General features: G+C 69.8%; 16 protein-coding genes. 2 read left to right on the top strand and 14 right to left on the bottom strand.

Going from position 1 to position 16,869, the window contains the following annotated elements; genetic code table 11:
- Window positions 1–112: 112 nt before the first annotated feature.
- Window positions 113–1,027 (bottom strand): 3-hydroxyacyl-CoA dehydrogenase family protein, encoded by a 915-nt coding sequence (locus RGE_RS00725; protein ID WP_014426387.1) that lies wholly within the window; start codon window positions 1,025–1,027, stop codon window positions 113–115.
- Between RGE_RS00725 and RGE_RS23880 the strand changes: the two genes are divergently transcribed.
- Complete coding sequence (locus tag RGE_RS23880; RefSeq protein ID WP_148280094.1) at window positions 977–1,438, top strand: hypothetical protein; 462 nt, start codon at window positions 977–979, stop codon at window positions 1,436–1,438. The genes RGE_RS00725 and RGE_RS23880 overlap by 51 nt on opposite strands.
- A gap of 64 nt (window positions 1,439–1,502) precedes the next feature.
- Here the strand turns inward: RGE_RS23880 and RGE_RS00720 are convergent, their stop codons facing one another.
- From RGE_RS00720 to RGE_RS00660, 13 genes are all read right to left on the bottom strand, one after another.
- Window positions 1,503–2,795: an MFS transporter gene (locus RGE_RS00720; protein ID WP_014426386.1), complete on the bottom strand. Its 1,293-nt coding sequence runs from the start codon at window positions 2,793–2,795 to the stop codon at window positions 1,503–1,505.
- A gap of 22 nt (window positions 2,796–2,817) precedes the next feature.
- Window positions 2,818–3,636 (bottom strand): DAPG hydrolase family protein, encoded by an 819-nt coding sequence (locus tag RGE_RS00715; RefSeq protein ID WP_014426385.1) that lies wholly within the window; start codon window positions 3,634–3,636, stop codon window positions 2,818–2,820.
- A 355-nt stretch (window positions 3,637–3,991) separates the two neighbouring features.
- The gene (locus tag RGE_RS00710; RefSeq protein ID WP_014426384.1) at window positions 3,992–5,086 is read right to left on the bottom strand and encodes a hotdog domain-containing protein; all 1,095 of its coding nucleotides are present in this window, start codon (window positions 5,084–5,086) and stop codon (window positions 3,992–3,994) included.
- 11 nt (window positions 5,087–5,097) lie between these two features.
- Window positions 5,098–6,333 (bottom strand): Bcr/CflA family efflux MFS transporter, encoded by a 1,236-nt coding sequence (locus RGE_RS00705; RefSeq protein ID WP_043783653.1) that lies wholly within the window; start codon window positions 6,331–6,333, stop codon window positions 5,098–5,100.
- Window positions 6,334–6,349: 16 nt separating this feature from the next.
- Window positions 6,350–6,658: a hypothetical protein gene (locus RGE_RS00700; protein ID WP_014426382.1), complete on the bottom strand. Its 309-nt coding sequence runs from the start codon at window positions 6,656–6,658 to the stop codon at window positions 6,350–6,352.
- A 20-nt stretch (window positions 6,659–6,678) separates the two neighbouring features.
- Window positions 6,679–7,863: an acetyl-CoA C-acyltransferase family protein gene (locus RGE_RS00695; RefSeq protein ID WP_014426381.1), complete on the bottom strand. Its 1,185-nt coding sequence runs from the start codon at window positions 7,861–7,863 to the stop codon at window positions 6,679–6,681.
- 37 nt (window positions 7,864–7,900) lie between these two features.
- Window positions 7,901–9,217: an acetate/propionate family kinase gene (locus tag RGE_RS00690; protein WP_014426380.1), complete on the bottom strand. Its 1,317-nt coding sequence runs from the start codon at window positions 9,215–9,217 to the stop codon at window positions 7,901–7,903.
- 12 nt (window positions 9,218–9,229) lie between these two features.
- Window positions 9,230–10,681, bottom strand: a complete 1,452-nt coding sequence (locus RGE_RS00685) for a bifunctional enoyl-CoA hydratase/phosphate acetyltransferase (protein WP_014426379.1) — start codon at window positions 10,679–10,681, stop codon at window positions 9,230–9,232.
- A 368-nt stretch (window positions 10,682–11,049) separates the two neighbouring features.
- Complete coding sequence (locus RGE_RS00680) at window positions 11,050–11,712, bottom strand: 3-oxoacid CoA-transferase subunit B (RefSeq protein ID WP_014426378.1); 663 nt, start codon at window positions 11,710–11,712, stop codon at window positions 11,050–11,052.
- A complete protein-coding gene (gene atoD, locus RGE_RS00675; protein WP_014426377.1) occupies window positions 11,713–12,372 on the bottom strand; it encodes an acetate CoA-transferase subunit alpha in 660 nt (219 codons plus the stop codon).
- Window positions 12,372–12,683, bottom strand: a complete 312-nt coding sequence (locus tag RGE_RS00670) for an AtuA-related protein (RefSeq protein WP_014426376.1) — start codon at window positions 12,681–12,683, stop codon at window positions 12,372–12,374. Before RGE_RS00670 ends, atoD begins: the two co-directional genes overlap by 1 nt.
- 1 nt (window position 12,684) lies before the next feature.
- Complete coding sequence (locus RGE_RS00665; RefSeq protein ID WP_014426375.1) at window positions 12,685–14,016, bottom strand: acyclic terpene utilization AtuA family protein; 1,332 nt, start codon at window positions 14,014–14,016, stop codon at window positions 12,685–12,687.
- A 67-nt stretch (window positions 14,017–14,083) separates the two neighbouring features.
- On the bottom strand, window positions 14,084–15,379 hold the full coding sequence (locus tag RGE_RS00660) for a CitMHS family transporter (RefSeq protein WP_014426374.1): 1,296 nt from the start codon (window positions 15,377–15,379) through the stop codon (window positions 14,084–14,086).
- A gap of 219 nt (window positions 15,380–15,598) precedes the next feature.
- Between RGE_RS00660 and RGE_RS00655 the strand changes: the two genes are divergently transcribed.
- Entirely contained in the window at window positions 15,599–16,504 is a 906-nt protein-coding gene (locus RGE_RS00655; RefSeq protein WP_014426373.1) for a LysR family transcriptional regulator, read from the top strand.
- The last annotated feature ends 365 nt before the right edge of the window (window positions 16,505–16,869 follow it).

Below are 16,869 nucleotides of genomic sequence, written 5' to 3'. Positions count from 1 at the left end.
GCGCTCTTTCGAGGTCCTTGCCAGGACCACCTTCAGGCCGGCACCGTCTCGGGGAGAAATGCTTCTGGGGTCGTCGTCCGCGGTGAGCTCTGCGGCTTCACTCGTCGGGCGATCAGCGTCCCTCGGCGTGGTTCATGGCCTTCAGGTGGTTGAGCACGCGCTCGCGCAGTTCGGCCTGCTGCTCGGGCGTCCAGCGGCGGAAACCTTCGCCGCTCTTCATGCCGAGCCGCCCTTCGGCGACGAGCTGCTTCAGATAGGGCGACGGCGCCGGCGTCGCGTCGATGGCCGGCAGCACGGTCTCGTGGATGGCCAGCGTGAGATCGGTGCCGACGAGGTCGGCGTTCTCCAGCGGGCCCAGCACCGGCAGTCGGCGGCCGAAGCTGGCCTTGACGACGGTGTCCACCGTCTCGGCGTCGCAGATGCCTTCGGCGACGATGGCCACCGCCTCGCGCCACAGCGCGTGCTGCAGGCGGTTGCCGATGAAGCCGGGCACGTCCTTCTCGACCATCGCCGGCGTCTTGCCGCAGGCGGCGAGCAGGTCGAACATCTGCTGCGCCAGCGCCGGGTCGGTGTCCGGCGTCTTGATGACCTCGACCAGCGGCACCAGGTACGGCGGGTTCCACCAGTGCGTGCCCATCGCGCGGTGGCCGCTGCGCAAGCCGCGCATGATCGAGGTGATCGGCATCACCGAGGTGTTGCTCGCCAGCAGGGTGTGCGGCGGGCACAGCTCCTCCAGGCGGGCGAACAGGTCGCGCTTGAAGGTCAGGTTCTCCGGGCCGCACTCGATGACGACGTCGGCCGAGGCCACGCAGTCGGCCAGCGACTCCACCGGGAACACACGCTCGGCAGCCGCCGGGTCCTGGCCCAGGTCGCGCAGGTTGCGGGCGATGCGCTCGCGCAGCGTCGCCAGCGCCTGCGCCGACGCGTCGTGCACCGTCACCAGGTGGCCCGCGTGGGCGAACACCTGGGCGATGCCATGGCCCATCAGACCGGCGCCGATGACGGCGATCTGTGCCTTCTCGTTCATGACCAACTCCTCTTCGTCGCCCGCGTCAGGCGGGCAGGTCTGCAGCGCTGCCCGGACCCTGCGGCCCGGGCGGCGGCCCCCGGAAATACTCACGGGGGCTTCCTCAGGGAATATCTGGGAAATACCTCAAACGCTTCGAATCTCGCTCGCCGGGTTTTCCGGAGCGCTCGTCATTCGGCGTTTCAGGGTTTTCCGCAATGTCGTGTCCATCTCGATCTCCTCGTCTGCGCACGACTTTTCGCGGGCGCCGGCAATTACATCGTTGGATTAACTCAGGACGGGCACACGATATCGCCGGAGGCGGCGCCGTTCGGGCGCGAATTGTCAGCGGTTGACATTGCGCTTTTGATCTGGCGCAAAGCCGAATTCGCGTCCGGCGAAGCGCCGCTTGCGCTGCGGCGGCGGCTGTGAACAGCCGCCGGGCGATGAAAAAGCCGCCCGCAGGCGGCCTTGTCTGGCCGGGGTCGGGCGGCGCTCAGCCGAGCGTCTTGCCCTTGCAGCGGCTGGTCGTCAGCAGCACCAGCACGACGGCGAGCACGTCGACGCCGATGAACACGAGGTAGGCCGCGCTCAGCGTCTGGAACTGCTGCATGCACAAGCCCATGATCGGGAAGCACAGCGTGCGCACGATGATCGCCAGCGGGATCACGATGCGATAGGCGGCGGTGAAGTCGTAGCGGCCGTACACCGAGCCGACCATCGAGGTGATCAGGTTCTTGATGCCGCCCAGGCCGACGCCGACGAGCACGATGGTCAGGAAGGTCATCACCGGGCTGTGGGACTGCGTGACGAGCAGGACCAGCGTGACGATGTACATCGCGCCGTAGAGCGCGCTCGCCGTCTTGGTGCCGAACTTCTGGTCCAGCCAGCCCCACAGCAGCCCGCCGGGCAGCGCGCAGAGCGCGGCGCCCGACAGAAAGCCCAGCGCCTGCGGCTCGTCGTAGCCGAGTTCCATCAGCCGCGGGATCAGCTGCACGACGATGCCCACCGTGACCATCCACAGACAGCCCCAGCCGACGCTGATGAGCCACATGTCGCGGTCCTTCAGCAGCCGGCGCACGGTGAGCGGGCTGACGTAGCCGGCCATCTCGTCCAGCCTCGCCCGGTCGACCCGGGGGTCGTTGTCGGGGAAGCAGCCGATCTCCTCGGGCGTGTCGCGGATCACCAGCCAGGCGGCCACGGCCAGCAACAGGAAGATCCCGGCCCAGATGGCGGTGGACGCGCCGATGCCGACGGTGTTGAACATCACCGCGATCAGCGGCACGAACAGCGCGGTGGCCAGCGGGTAGCCCGAGGTCGCGATCGCCAGCGCCATGCCTTTGCGGCGCGGGAACCAGTAGTTCATCAGCGCGCCCGGGGCGATGAAGCCGAAACCCGCGGCGAAGAAGTTCATGACGATGAACACCGCCGTGAACTCCCAGAGCGTGGTGATGCGCCCGAACCAGAACACCGCCACCGCGGTGCAGGCGGCGCAGAAGCTCATCACCCAGCGCGGGCCCTTCTTGATCAGCACCTGGCCGAACACCGCCGAGCCGACGACGCCGAACAGCGCGCCGGGCGTCACCAGCGTCAGCAGCTGGCCGGTGCTCCAGCCGTTCTTCGCCGCCAGCGCCGGGGCGAAGATGTTGATGCCGTCGACGCACCAGCCCGCATAGGCGAAGTACATCAGCACCGAGAAGAGGATCATGCGCCAGCCGGCCGCACCGAAGCCGGTGCGCGGCACGGGGTCGGCCGGCGCGGCGCCGGCCAGGCTCAAGGTCTTGTCCATGGCGACCTCGCGCGGCGGCGCGTCAGAGATAGTCCTCGAGCCGGTCGGCGCGGTCCTTGTTCTCGGCCCAGACGGCCGGCAGGATCGCCGCGAGGTTGTGGTACTCCTTCGGGCAGTGGCGCACCAGGCCCTGGGCCAGGCCCACGAACACCTCCTGCGGCACGCCCTGCCCCACGCGCACCGGCTGGCCGTCGACGACGTTCCAGCCCAGCCAGAAGCGGCTGCGCAGTTCGATGCCGCCCTCGGTCTCGCGCGCCACGTGCGAGAAGCAGACCAGCGAGGGCCCGCTGCCGTGGCGGATGTTGGCGCTGATCGCGGCGCAGGCGCCGGTGCGGAAGGCCGCCATGTCGTAGCCGAAGGCCTCGGGGCTGACGAAGGAGATGTGCAGCTCGGTCGGGCCGGTGCCCACGTCCTCGAGCACGATGTCGGTGGTGTTCCAGCCGCGCTCGCGGATCGACAGCGTCGGGTCCAGGCGGCGGCGGATGGTCTCGGGGCTGACGCGCGCGTCGTAGTGGTCGTCGGCGTCCCAGATCGCGTAGCGCAGGCCGTGCAGGCCGTGCCAGTAGAACCACCACTCGAGCATCTCGGCGGTCACGCCGGGCATGCGCGTCAGGCCGGCGACGAAGGCGCTGCCGTCGGGCATCAGGCACCAGCCGCGCTCGGCCGGCAGGTAGCCGGGCTGGAGCAGCTTGTCGCGTTCGGCCAGCGGCAGCGCCAGCGCCGGGTCCAGCGGCCCGCGGTCGAGTTCCTCGTAGATCGATTGCGGCGCCGGCGTCATCGGCCGGTCGAACCAGGGGGCGTAGGGCTGGGCCTTGTCAAAGGCCGAGAGTTCGCGACGCATGGCAATTCCTTTCAGGTGATTGCCTGGCGGGGCGACGCGTATCGGCGCGAAAACGCAGCGAGGTTGCCGGGTATATCGACCGTGCGTCGCGGTCGCCGCCGAATATCTTCCGCAGACGATTCAGCGGTGCGCCGCGAGATAGTCCCCGCAGCCCACGTCGATCTATTGCCCCCGGCTTGGAATCCTCGTGCCTCGGCCCCGCGAACGGTTCCCGTCAGGACATCGTCAGATTGACTTGGGACCGATTCACGATATCCCCGGGCGAACCCTCGCTCCGTACTTCAAATGTCAGCCGTTGACATTTCCAGGTTGCGCCAGCGCAAGCCTGGATTCGCCTGCCGCGAAGGTCTGACGCTCAGGCCGAGGCGCCGCCCGTCGCGCCCAGCGCCGCCGTCAGCAGGCAGCGCGCGCGGCCGTCGGCCTCGGCGACGAGCTCGCGGCAGCTGCGCATCGCCGCGAGGTAGCGCGCGTCCTCGGCGTAGGTCGTCGGGAACACCGGCGGCACGTCGTGCGGTGCCAGGCCGCCGTCGACGTTGACGAAGGTGAACAGGCAGGAGTTGGACAGCGCCTTGCTGCTGCGGTCGCGGCTGATGCGCTCGATGCCGGCCTCGACGCAGATCAGGCTGCGGTCGGTGTAGACGACGCGGCTGGTGAAGTGCAGCGTGTCGCCCAGGCGCACCGGGTGGAAGAAGTTGATGCGGTTGACCGCGGCGACGATCGGCCGGTGCGGCGCGATGCGCTCGGCGCAGATCGACGACAGCTCGTAGGCGCGGCGCATCAGGTAGCCGCCGAAGATGCGCGTCGGCACGTTCTCCTGCTCGGGGAAGGTGCGCTCCCAGGCGCCGACTTCCAGCCGGCCGCAGAGCTGGCCGTCGAAGCCCGGCGCCTCCTGCGCGGCATGCAGCCGCGCGAGTTCCAGGTACTCGTCGCGTGTCGGCGGCTCCTGCAGCGCCAGCTGCTGCAGCCGGTACTGCTCGCGGCGCTGCTCGGCCTGCTCGGCGCGGCGGCGCTCGGTGTCGGTCTGCAGGCGCAGCGGCGACAGCTCGGCGCCGGTCTCCTCGCCGCGCACGCTGCGCCGCGCGACCATCGTCAGGTAGCACGAGGCGACGTGCGCCGCCGGCTCGCCCGGCTGCTCGACGCGGATGCCGACTTCCATCGAGGTGCGGCCGACGTGGTTGATGCTGGCGTGGCAGACCAGGTCGCGCTCGATGTCGACGACCTGGCGCACCAGCACGCGGTCGATCGCCGCGGTGACGACCCAGGCGTCGCCGTGCAGCTGCTCGGCGTAGTTGCGCGCCACGCGTTCGGCGAGCTTGTCGATCACCTCCAGCAGCAGGCCGAAGCGGAAGTTGCCCGGCAGCTCCTCGTCGAGCACGCGGTAGCGCCAGCGCAGGTTGCGGTCGATCGACAGGGGCAGCACGTACTCGAGATGGCGCGCGCGGTCGCTCACGGCGGGTCCTTTCAGGGAACGGGAATCGAAGTTTGCAGGCGCCGCACCAGGGTCCAGGCCACTGCTGCGGTGGCCGCGGCCCAGAAGGCCAGCGTCAGCGCATAGGGTCTCACGTCGGCGCCCTGCACCGCGCCCAGCCAGGCGCCGACGGCGAAGCAGGCCAGCGCGAGCACGAAACCCGACAGCGCCGAGGCCACACCGGCCTGCTGCGGGAAGGGACCGACGGCCCCGGCCTGGCCGCAGGGCTGGTGGATGCCATGGCCGAACGAGAACAGCCACTGCGCCAGCAGGAAAGGCCAGACCGACTCGATTCCGGCCAGCGCCGCGGCGGCCGTGCCCAGGCCGCCGGCCAGCGTGAAGAAGCCGCCGCGCACCGCCGCCGCCACCATGCCGTGACGCACGATCCAGTGCCGGCAGGCCAGCGTGCCGCCCAGGAAGGCCAGCGAGCCCGAGGCGATCGTCAGCCCGGCGGCGCCGGCCGACAGGCCGAAGCGGTTCATGTAGACGAAGGACGAGCCCGACAGCACGACGAACAGCCCGGCGTAGCTGCAGGCGTTGAGCAGCGTCCAGGCGACGAAGCTCGGGTGGCGCAGCACGCCGCCCCAGGCGCTGAACAGCGGCGGTGCCAGCGCGCGCCGCGGCGGCCGCGTCTCGGGCAGGCGCAGCGCGACGAAGGCCAGCGTCCCCGCGCCGATGACGGCCATCAGCGCCGGCGCCGCGCGCCAGCCGCCGAAACCGACCGCCAGCCCGCCCAGCGCCGGCGAGACGATGGCGATCGCGCCCAGCCCCGACTGCGCGCGCGCCATCACCTGCGCGCCTTCGTGCGGCTCGTAGAGGTCGCGCACGATGGCCCGCGCCAGCACCACGGCCGCGGCCATCGCCGCGCCCTGCAGCGCGCGCCACGCGACCAGCGCGCCGATGTTCTCGGCCAGCGCGCCGCCGGCGCAGGCGGCGACGAACAGCGCCAGCGCCGCCAGCAGCACCGGGCGGCGCCCGGCGCGGTCGGCCAGCGGCCCCCAGACGAGCTGGGCGAAGCCGAAGCCGAGCATCATCGCCGCCATCGTCAGCTGCGCCGCCGACGGCGGCGCGCCCAGCGCGCGAGACAGCACCGGCAGCGCCGGCACCAGGATGTCGGTGGACACCGGCTGCAGCGCCAGCAGTGCCGCCAGCACCGCGGCGGCCAGCCCCGGCGTCAGCGCCGCCAGGCCGGCCGGGCGGCGGGCGGCCGGGACGTCCACCCTCGCCATCGCCGGCTCCCCGGCCTCAGGCCTGGATCGACGAGAACGCGCGCGCCAGTGCCTGGCGCACCGGGCTCGGCTCGTCGCCCGCGCCGGGCGCGCTCTGCATCGTCACGACGAGCAGCGCGACGAGGCCGTAGAGCTTGTGGCGCGAGATCTGGCGCCGGTCGGTGCGCGGCGGCGCGGCGTTGCCGCCGGCGTGCCAGTGGTCGAACACCTCCTTGGCCAGCGCGCGCATGCGCGACTCGTCGGCCCAGTCGATGCCCATGGCGACCCCCACGCGCGCCAGCTCGGCCTCGATCTGGCGCAGCGTCCTGTCGTAGTCGATGAACACGGTCGTGTCCTTGGCGCCGTTCAGACGCGTTCGAAGATCACGGCGATGCCCTGGCCGCCGCCGATGCACATCGTGACCAGCGCGTAGCGGCCCTGGACACGCTGCAGTTCGTGCAGCGCCTTGGTCGCGATGAAGGCGCCGCTGCAGCCCACCGGGTGGCCGAGCGCGATCGCGCCGCCGTTCGGGTTGGTCTTGGCCGGGTCCAGGCCGAGCAGCTTGGCCACCGTCAGCGCCTGCGCCGCGAAAGCCTCGTTGGACTCGATGACGTCCATCGCGTCCAGCGACAGGCCGGCCTTCTTCAGCGCCGCACGCGTCGCCGGCACCGGGCCCTCGCCCATCACGTCGTTGCAGACGCCGGACACCGCATAGGACACCAGGCGCGCCATCGGCTTCTTGTCCGAACGCGCGGCGACCTCGCCGTTGGCCAGCACCAGGAAGGCGGCGCCGTCGTTGATGCCCGAGGCGTTGCCGGCGGTCACCGTGCCGCCGTCCTTCTTGAAGGCCGGACGCAGCTTGCCCAGCGACTCCATCGTCGTCTCGGGCTTGCAGTGCTCGTCGGTGTCGAACACGACCTCGCCCTTGCGCGTCTTCTTGACGATCGGAACGATCTGGCCGGCAAAGCGGCCTTCGGCGATCGCCACCGCGGCGCGGCGGTGCGACTCGACCGCGCAGGCGTCCTGCTCCTCGCGCGTGATGCCGTACTTGGTGGCCAGGTTCTCGGCGGTGACGCCCATGTGGCCGACGCCGAACGGGTCGGTCAGGATCGACTGCATGCCGTCGAAGGCCACCGTGTCGCCCATGCGCGCGCCGGAACGCAGCGCCGGCAGCATGTACGCGGCACGCGACATCACCTCGACGCCGCCGCCGATGCCCGCGGCGACGTCGCCCAGGCGGATGTTCTGCGCCGTCGTCACGACGGCCTGCAGGCCCGAGGCGCAGAGGCGGTTGAGCTGCATCGCCGTCGACGTCATCGGCAGCCCGGCCTGGATCGAGGCGACGCGCGACACGTAGGGGTAGCGCGAGTCGGTCGGCATCGTCGTGCCGACGGTGACGTACTCGAGCAGTTCGGGGTCGAGATGGGCGCGGGCGACGGCTTCGCGCATCACGAGGCCGCCCAGCTCGCAGGCATGGAAATCGGCGAGCGAGCCGCCGAAGGTGCCGATGGCCGAGCGCACGGCGCTCATGACGAAGACTTCTTGAACCATGGTGTGACTCCTGGGGTGTCGGGGTGAAGTCCCGCGCTCAGCGCGGGGCGGTGCCCTTGAGGGCGAGGAAGGTGCGGGGACGCCGTGCGGCCTGGCGCAGCAGCGCCGCGACCGGGCGCCGCGGCGGCGGCGCCGGGCGCGCCGCCGGCAGCGGCGAACGCGCTTCGCGCAGCAGCGCCAGCGTGTGCTGGGCGATCATCAGTTCTTCATTGGTCGGCACGACGAAGGAGCGCACGCGCGCCCGCTCGGCACCGATCTCGTCGTGACGCGCGGCGTTGGCGTGCGCGTCCAGCTCCACGCCCAGCCAGGCCAGGCGCTCGGCGATCAGCTCGCGCACCCGCGGCGCGTTCTCGCCGATGCCGCCGGTGAACACCAGCGCGTCCAGGCCGCCGATCGAGGCGCTCTGCGCCGCGACCTCCTTGGCGACACGGAAGCAGAAGAGCTCCACGGCCTGGTGCGCGTCGGCGTCGGTCGACTCCAGCAGCACCTTCATGTCGTTGGACAGGCCGGAGACGCCGAGCAGACCGCTGCGCGTGTAGAGCAGCGTCTCGACGTCTTCCAGCGTCATGCCGTACTCGCGCACGAGGTAGAAGATCACCGAGGGATCGAGCGCGCCGCTGCGCGTGCCCATCGGCACGCCGTCCAGCGCGGTGAAGCCCATCGAGGTGTCGACGCTGCGGCCGTTCTGCACCGCGCAGACGCTGGAGCCGTTGCCCAGGTGGCAGATGACGATGCGCGAGCGCGCCAGCTCGGGCCGCGCGGCCAGCAGCGTGCGCGACACGTACTCGTAGGACAGGCCGTGGAAGCCGTAGCTGCAGACGCCGTCGGCGGTCAGCTCCTTGGGCAGCGCGTAGGTGCGCGTCACCCAGGGCTGGCCGCGGTGGAAGGCGGTGTCGAAACACGCGACCTGCGGCAGGTCGGGGAACCGTTCGGCGATCAGCCGCATCGGCGCGATGTTGTGCGGCTGGTGCAGCGGTGCCAGCGGCACGAGCTGCTGCAGCTCTTCCAGCAGCGCCGGGCTGACGACGCGCGGCTCGGCGATGTCCGGGCCGCCGTGCACGACGCGGTGGCCGACGGCGACGATGTGGTCGCCGTCCAGCGTCGTCGAGATCCAGGCCAGCACGTGGTCCAGCAGGTCCTGGCGCGACAGCGACTGATCGGCGCTCCAGTAGCGCTCGGCGATGACGCGGCGTTCGGCGTCCTTGGCTTCCAGCCGCGCGGTGCCGCCGATGCCCGAGACCTGGCCGCTCAACACCGGCTGCAGCCGGGCGCGCGTCGGGTCGTCGCGGAAGACCGAGAACTTCAGGCTCGACGAACCGGCGTTGAGCACGAGGCAGGCGGAATGTTTGGCCACGGCGGGCTCCTTTCAGGCGGCGCGGTGCGCGGCGGCCATCAGCGAGGCGATCGCGCAGGAGGCCAGGCGCGAGCGCAGGCTGTCGGCGCGGCTGGTCAGGATCACCGGCACCTTGGCGCCGAGCACGATGCCGGCCGCCTCGGCGTGGGCGAGGAAACTCAGTTGCTTGGCCAGCGTGTTGCCGGACACGAGGTCGGGCACGAGCAGGATGTCGGGCGAACCGGCCACCGGCGAGACGATGCCCTTGGTGCGTGCGGCCTCGGCCGAGATCGCGTTGTCGAAGCCCAGCGGGCCGTCGAGCACGCCGCCGGTGATCTGACCGCGCTCGGCCATCTTGCACAGCGCCGCCGCTTCCAGCGTCGACGGGATCTTCGGGTTCAGCGTCTCGACCGCCGACAGGATCGCGACCTTGGGCGTCGCCACGCCCAGCACCTGCGCGAGGTGGATCGCGTTCTGGACGATGTGCGCCTTGTCGTCGAGCGAGGGCGAGATGTTGACCGCCGCGTCGGTGATCAGCAGCAGCCGCGGATAGGTCGGCACGTTGACCGCGAAGACGTGGCTGATGCGCGCCGCGGTGCGCAAGCCGTTCTCGCGGCGCACGACGGCGCTCATCAGCTCGTCGGTGTGCAGCGAGCCCTTCATCAGCGCGCCGACCTCGCCGTCGCGCGCCAGGCGGGCGGCGGCTTCGGCGGCGTCGGCCGGACGTTCGGCGTCGACGATGCGCAGGCCGGCGATGTCGAGCACGCAGCCCGCGGCGATGGCGCGGATCTTCGCCGCCGGGCCGACCAGCACCGGGCGTATCAGCCCGGCGTGCTGGGCCTCGACGGCGGCGCGCAGCGCGGCTTCGCTGCAGGGGTAGACGATCGCGGTGGCCACCGGCTCCAGCGCCTGGCAGCGGCGCAGCAGCGCGTCGTGCTGGTGGTGGTGGATCAGCTGCACCTGGGGCAGCTCGGCCACCGGCAGCGTCGTCTTGTGCCGTGGCGCCAGCACCTCGGCGGTGCCGCTGACGATGGTCACGCCGTCCTGGTTGCGGCACAGGCAGCGCAGCACGACGACGCCGGTCTCGGCGTTCTTCTCGACGACGGTGACGCTGGCGGTGATCGTGTCGCCGAGCGCGACGTGGTGCAGGAACTGCAGGTTCTGGCCGCGGTAGACGGTGCCGAAACCCGGCAGCTGCGAGCCCAGGATGCCCGACAGAAGCGAGCCGCTCCACATGCCGTGCGCGATGACGCGCCGGTACGGCCCGCCGACGGCGAACTCGGCGTCGAGCATCAGCGGGTTGCGGTTGTGCGAGACGGCGGCGAAGAGTTCGATCTCGTCCATCGTCACCTGGCGCGTGACGCTGGCGCTCTGGCCGATCAGCAGCTCGTCGAACGGGACGTTGCTCACCGTCGCCACCGACGCGGGGCCGGTCGCCTCGGCACGACGCAGGCGGGCGTCGACGATCGTTTCCTCAGCCATCATGGGATCACCCAGCAGAATTCGTTATTCGTCGTGGCCCGATCGGCTATTTCCATTTGCCCGGCAGGACCACGCTCTTGAGCGTCTCGTGTCGCCAATTCGCCGCGAAGGCTTTATTGACGATGGACGAAACGGTATCGCCGACGCCCGACCGGCAGGGCCGTGAAATGGCAAGCGTTGCCATCCTCGTTTTGCGCTGGATCAACGCCGCCGGAGCGCCGCGCGGCGCGCGCAAGCAGGCCGTGGCGCAGCACGCCAACGCCCTGCCCGGCACGTGCGGTCAGTGCCCACTTACGCGAATCTCCATGCATCACGTCGCTTGGACCGGGCCGCTCGGCAGCCGAGCCACGGAGGCACGGCCGCCGCGGGCCTCAGGCGGCGAGGCCCGGCAGGACCATCTGGCGCAGCGTCGGCGATGTGCGGTAGGCCGCCGCGGTGCCGCGGCGAACGTCGTCCTCGCTGACGCCGGGGCCCAGTTCCTCGAGCACCAGACCGTCGTCGTCGCGCCGGAAGACCGCCATTTCGGTGACGATCATGTCGACGCAATTACACGCGGTCAGCGGCAATTGGCAGCGTTCGAGAATCTTCGGGCCGCCATTGCGCGTGCAATGCTCCATCGCGACGATGACGCGCTTGGCGCCGGTCACGAGGTCCATTGCACCGCCCATTCCGGGCACCATCTTGCCGGGCACCATCCAGTTGGCGAGGTTGCCCTGCCGGTCGACTTCGAGGCCGCCGAGCACCGTCAGGTCGACGTGGCCGCCGCGGATCAGCATGAAGGACATCGCGCTGTCGAAGAAGGCGGCGCCGGGCACCAGCCCGCAGGGCTGGCCGCCGGCGTTGACGACGCCCGGCTGCGGCTCGCCCTGCAGCGGCCCCATGCCGACGAAGCCGTTCTCCGACTGCAGCGTCACCTGCACGCCCGGCGGCAGGTAACGCGGCACCAGCGTCGGCGTGCCGATGCCCAGGTTGACGACGTCGCCGTCGTGCAGTTCCTGCGCCACGCGGCAGGCGATCACGGACTTGGCATCCATTCAATGGCTCCTTGCCGGCACGATGTAGTCGACCACCACGCCCGGCGTCATCACCAGGTCGGGGTCCAGCGTGCCCGGCTCGACGATCTCGTCGACCTCGGCGATGACGACGTCGGCCGCCAGCGCGATCAGCGGGTTGAAGTTGCGCGCCGCGCGTTCGTAGACCAGGTTGCCCAGGCGGTCGGCGCGCGCGGCCTTGACGATGGCGATGTCGGCACGCAGCGGCAGCTCGAGCAGGTAGTCGGTCCAGCCGACCTTCAAACGCGTCTTTCCTTCCTCGACGACGGTACCGACGCCGGTCGGCGTGAGGAAGCCGCCGAGGCCGGCACCGCCGCAGCGGATGCGCTCGGCCAGCGTGCCCTGCGGCACCAGCTCGACCTCCAGCTCGCCGGCCAGCATCTGCTTGCCGGTCTCGGGATTGGTGCCGATGTGCGAGGCCACGAGCCGGCGCACGCGGCGCTGGCTGATCAGCGGCGCGACGCCGGGGATCGGCACCCCGGTGTCGTTGCCGATCAGCTCCAGCTCGCGCAGGTCGGCCGCGCACATCGCCTCGACGATGCCCGCGGGCGTGCCGACCCCCATGAAGCCGCCGTACATGACTTTCATGCCGTTGCGGAACAGGGCGCCGACGGCGTCCCAGGCGATCTGCTTGCCGGCCATCACTGTTCGTCCGGCAGGTCGTACTCGAGCAGGTACGAACTCAGGCACTTGCCGTGCGGGTCCAGCGCCAGCGAGCGCGTCACGCCGCCGCCCAGGGCCTGGGTCATGACGAAGTTCAGCGCGCCCAGCTGCGGCAGCTCGTAGCGCTCGACCTCGCCCTTGACGACCCAGGCGAAGTGCCGGCGCACGACCTCGGGCGTCAGCGCCTTGGCCAGGCGCTCGTAGTCCTTGGCGTCGAAGGCGATGATCGAGATGTTGGAGATGTTGCCCTTGTCGCCGGTACGCGAGTGGGCGATGTCACGGACTTTCATTTCAGACCTCCACGTAGGTGACGGCGGGCTTGACGCTGGCACGCGGCAGCAGCACCGACAGGATCGCCAGCACTTCCTTGGCCGACTTGGTGGCGCCACCGCCGCCGGCGGGGCCGTTGGTGTAGAGCGTCTCGACCTCGTTGCCGATGGCCACCGCGTCCTTCTGCGTCGTCGTGCGCGCCGCGACGCGCACACGCACCTCGCCGGGCTCGGCCGGGTTCGGGCGGGTGTGGATCGAGTTCACGCCGATCAGGTCGTAGCGGACCTCGGAGAACTTCACGCCGGTCAGCGACAGGCGCTGCTCGACGATCTGCAGCGCGAGTTCGCCGCGCGCCTGGGCGCCGGGGCCGGCATAGGACATCTGGCCTTCGCCGATGTAGCCGTCGCGGTAGCCGACCGACACCTTCAGCGTCGGCGTGCGCTCGCGGCCGGTGGCGCCGGCGACCTGCACGCGGTCGGGGCCGATCTGGGTCATCGTCACCTGCGAGAAGTCGGCGACGACGTCGGGCGTGAAGTAGGTGCGCGGGTCGTGGATCTCGTAGAGCATCTGCTCCTTGCAGGTGGCCACGCGCACCTGGCCGCCGGAACCTTCGACCTTGGTGATGACGGCGGTGCCGTCTTCGCTGACCTCGGCGATCGGGAAGCCCAGGCGCGCCAGGCCGGCGACGTCCTTGACGCCCGGGTCGGCGAAGTAGCCGCCGGTGACCTGGCCGCCGCACTCCAGCAGGTGGCCCACCAGCGTGCCCTTGCCGAGCTTGTCCCAGTCGTCGAGCTTCCAGCCGAACTCGTGGATCAGCGGCGCCATGAACAGCGCCGGGTCGGCGACGCGGCCGCTGATGATGACGTCGGCACCGCCGCGCAGCGCCTCGAGCAGCGGCTCGACGCCCAGGTAGGCGTTGGCCGAGACGATCTTGCCGTCGAGCGTGCGGATCGACTCGCCGGTTTCCATCAGCGGCAGGTCGGTGGTCTTGACGACCTCGAGCACGTCGTCGCCGGTGACGGCGGCGATCTTCAGGCCGGTGAGGCCCAGCTCGGCGGCGATCTCGCGCACCTTCTCGACCGCGGCGACCGGGTTGGCCGCGCCCATGTTGGAGATCAGCTTGATGCCGTTGGCGCGGCACAGCGGCAGCACCGAACGCATGCGCGCTTCGAGCAGCGCGTCGTAGCCGGCCTTCGGATCCTTCATCTTCGCCTGCTGGGCCAGGCCGATCGTGCGTTCGGCCAGGCACTCGTAGACGAGGTAGTCGATGCCGCCCTTGGCGGCGAGTTCGACGGCGGGTTCGATGCGGTCGCCGGAGTAGCCGGCACCGGCACCGATGCGGATGGTTTTCATCGTGTCCTTCTTTCTTCGATGGTCCGCGCGGGCCGCCTCGGCGGCCGGCACGGGGACGCGTCTCGCGTCAGAGGGGGAAGACTCCGAACAGCACGCAGGCCAGCGTCATCACGATGGATGCGCCCCACAGCAGCGGAATCGAGAACTTCTGGTGGTCGCCGAGCTCGATGCGGCACAGGCCGACGACGAGGAAGGTGGCGGGGGTCAGCGGGCTCACCGGGAAGCCCGTGGTCATCTGGCCGAGCAGCGCGGCCTGGGCGACCTGGATCGACGGCACGTCGAGCATCTTGCAGACCTCGGCCAGCACCGGCAGCACGCCGAAGTAGAACGAGTCGGGGTCGAACAGCAGGCTCAGCGGCATCGACAGGATGCCGAGCACGAACGGGATGTGCGACGCCATGTCCTGCGGCACGTGGCCGGCGACGCTCTGCGCCATCGCGGTCAGCATGCCGGTGCCCTTCATGACGCCGGTGAAGACGCCGGCGGCCAGCAGGATCGAGGCCATCAGCAGCGCGGCCTTGGCGTGCGAATCCACGCGCTGGCGCTGCATGTCGACGTTGGGGTAGTTGATGATCAGCGCGAGGACCGTGCCGATCATGAACATCACCACCGGCTCGACCTTGCCGGAAATCATCACGCCCATGACGATCAGCGTCAGGACGATGTTGATCCAGAAGTTCTTCGGACGGCGCAGGGCCTCTTCTTCGGGCTTGAGCGTGCGTTCGACGACGACGTGCTCGGAACCGTTGCCCAGGCCCAGGCGCTTCTCTTCACGCTTGCCCAGGTACCAGGCGGTGCCGAAGACGAAGGCCAGGCCGACGATCTGCACCGGCAGCAGCGGCAGGAAGATCTCCGACACCGGGATGTGCAGCGCCGCCGAGGCGCGGATCACCGGCCCGGTCCACGGCAGGAAGTTCACCCCCGCCGCCAATGACGCGCACGCCGCCAGGACACGTTTGTCCATGCCCAGGCGGTCGTAGATCTGGATCATCGCCGGGATCGTGACCAGGAAGGTCACGGCACCCGAGCCGTCGAGGTGGATGATCAGCGCCAGCAGCGCCGTGCCCATCGTGATGCGCGCCGGCTTCGTGCCGACCGTCTTCAGGATGCGGTTGATGATCGGGTCCAGCATGCCGGCGTCGGTGACGATGCCGAAATACAGGATTGCGAAGATGAACATGCCGATGATCGGCGCCATGTTCTTGACGCCGGCCACGATGTGTTTGCCGGTTTCGAGACCGAAGCCGCCGATCAGGGCGGCAATGATCGGAATCGAAATCAGCGCCACCATCGGTGACAGCTTCTTCGTCATGATCGCCGCGAGCATCACGACGATCGTCAATAGGCCTAGCAATGCCAACATTAATAACCCCTCAGCCCTTTATCGTTACCCGATGGGCGCTAACTCATTTGAACGGGACCGGACTGCCATCTCCGACGGGCGGGGTCGACTTTGCTTTGCGTTGCTAATGCATGGGGCTGTCGAACACGATCCGGGGTTGCATAACATTCGTCCGGTGTCCATAGTGTCGGCCGGGCTATTTATTCTGTAAAATTGTCGTTTTCGATGGATTGATCGGCGATGGCGATTAATGTCTCCTTCCGACTGCTGAAGGCCTTCCTGACACTGGTCGAGCAGAAGAACTTCACGCGCGCGGCCGAGCACTGCCACGTCTCGCAGTCCACGCTGAGCGGCATGATCCAGCGCCTGGAGGAGGACGTCGGCACGCGGCTGTTCGACCGCGACACGCGCAACGTCGTGCTGACGCCCGAGGGCGCGCTGTTCGCCGACGCGGCGCGCCACCTGGTCGACGAGATCGAACGCACCTTCAGCAACCTCAACGACCTGGTGGCGAAGAAGAAGGGCCGTGTCGGCATCGCGGCGCTGCCGTCGATCTCGGGCGACTGGCTGCCGCCGGTGATCGGCGAGTTCCGCAGCCTGTACTCGGGCATCGCGGTCGAGGTCTACGACGTGCTGTCGGACACCTGCATGCAGCTGCTCAACAGCGGCGAAGCCGACATCGCCATCGCGGCGCCGAACACGCCGCTGGACGAATACTGCAGCGAACACTTCCACAGCGACCGCTTCTACCTCGTGTGCCGGCGCGACCACCGTGTCGCACGCCTCGAAAGCGTCTCGCTCGAAGACCTGGACGGCTGCGACTTCATCCGCCTGTCGCGCCAGACCAGCGTGCACCAGCACGTCGTCAACGCGGTCGGTGCGACCGGCGTCACCTCGTCGACCTTCCAGGTCAACTACCTGTCGACGGTGGCCGGGCTGATCCGCCACGGCCTGGGCGTGAGCCTGCTGCCGGAGCTGGCGCTGACCCAGTTCCGCCACCCCGAGCTGGTGGCCGTGCCGCTGGCGCCGCCGGGCATCACGCGGCCGATCCACGTGCTCTGGCGCAAGGACCGGCCGCTGTCGATCGCCGCCGGGGCGATGCTGGAGCTGATCCGCCAGCGCAAGAGTTCGGCCGGCCGCGCCTGAACGCGGTCGACCCAAAAAAAACGGGCCGGCGTGAGCCGGCCCAACGAAACGACGCAATGGCTGAGAGCGTCAGTCCGGGTTCAATCGTGCCGCCCCGGGCCGGGGCGTATGGCGTTGCTGCAGCGCGTGGGTAGGACGCTGCAGCCGCTGATGCAGGGCTGAGGTGCGCGCGAGCCGAAGCCGATGGACTGCGGACATTCGTTCCGGCGCTTTGCCGGCATTCCGGTGCGCGAAGAGCGAATGCGCGCAGTCTGAACCGAAGGCGCCACGAGGTGAAATCGTCGTTTCCGATCGCTCCATCGAAGGAAACGATCGCCAATAAAAAAGGGCCGGCAGACTGCCGGCCCAACGAAAAGACGCGGAGT

Origin of the sequence: Rubrivivax gelatinosus IL144 (genome assembly GCF_000284255.1) — a bacterium.
In the GTDB taxonomy this organism is placed as follows: Bacteria; Pseudomonadota; Gammaproteobacteria; order Burkholderiales; family Burkholderiaceae_C; genus Rubrivivax; species Rubrivivax gelatinosus_A.
This window is presented reverse-complemented; position numbering and strand designations above follow the sequence as displayed.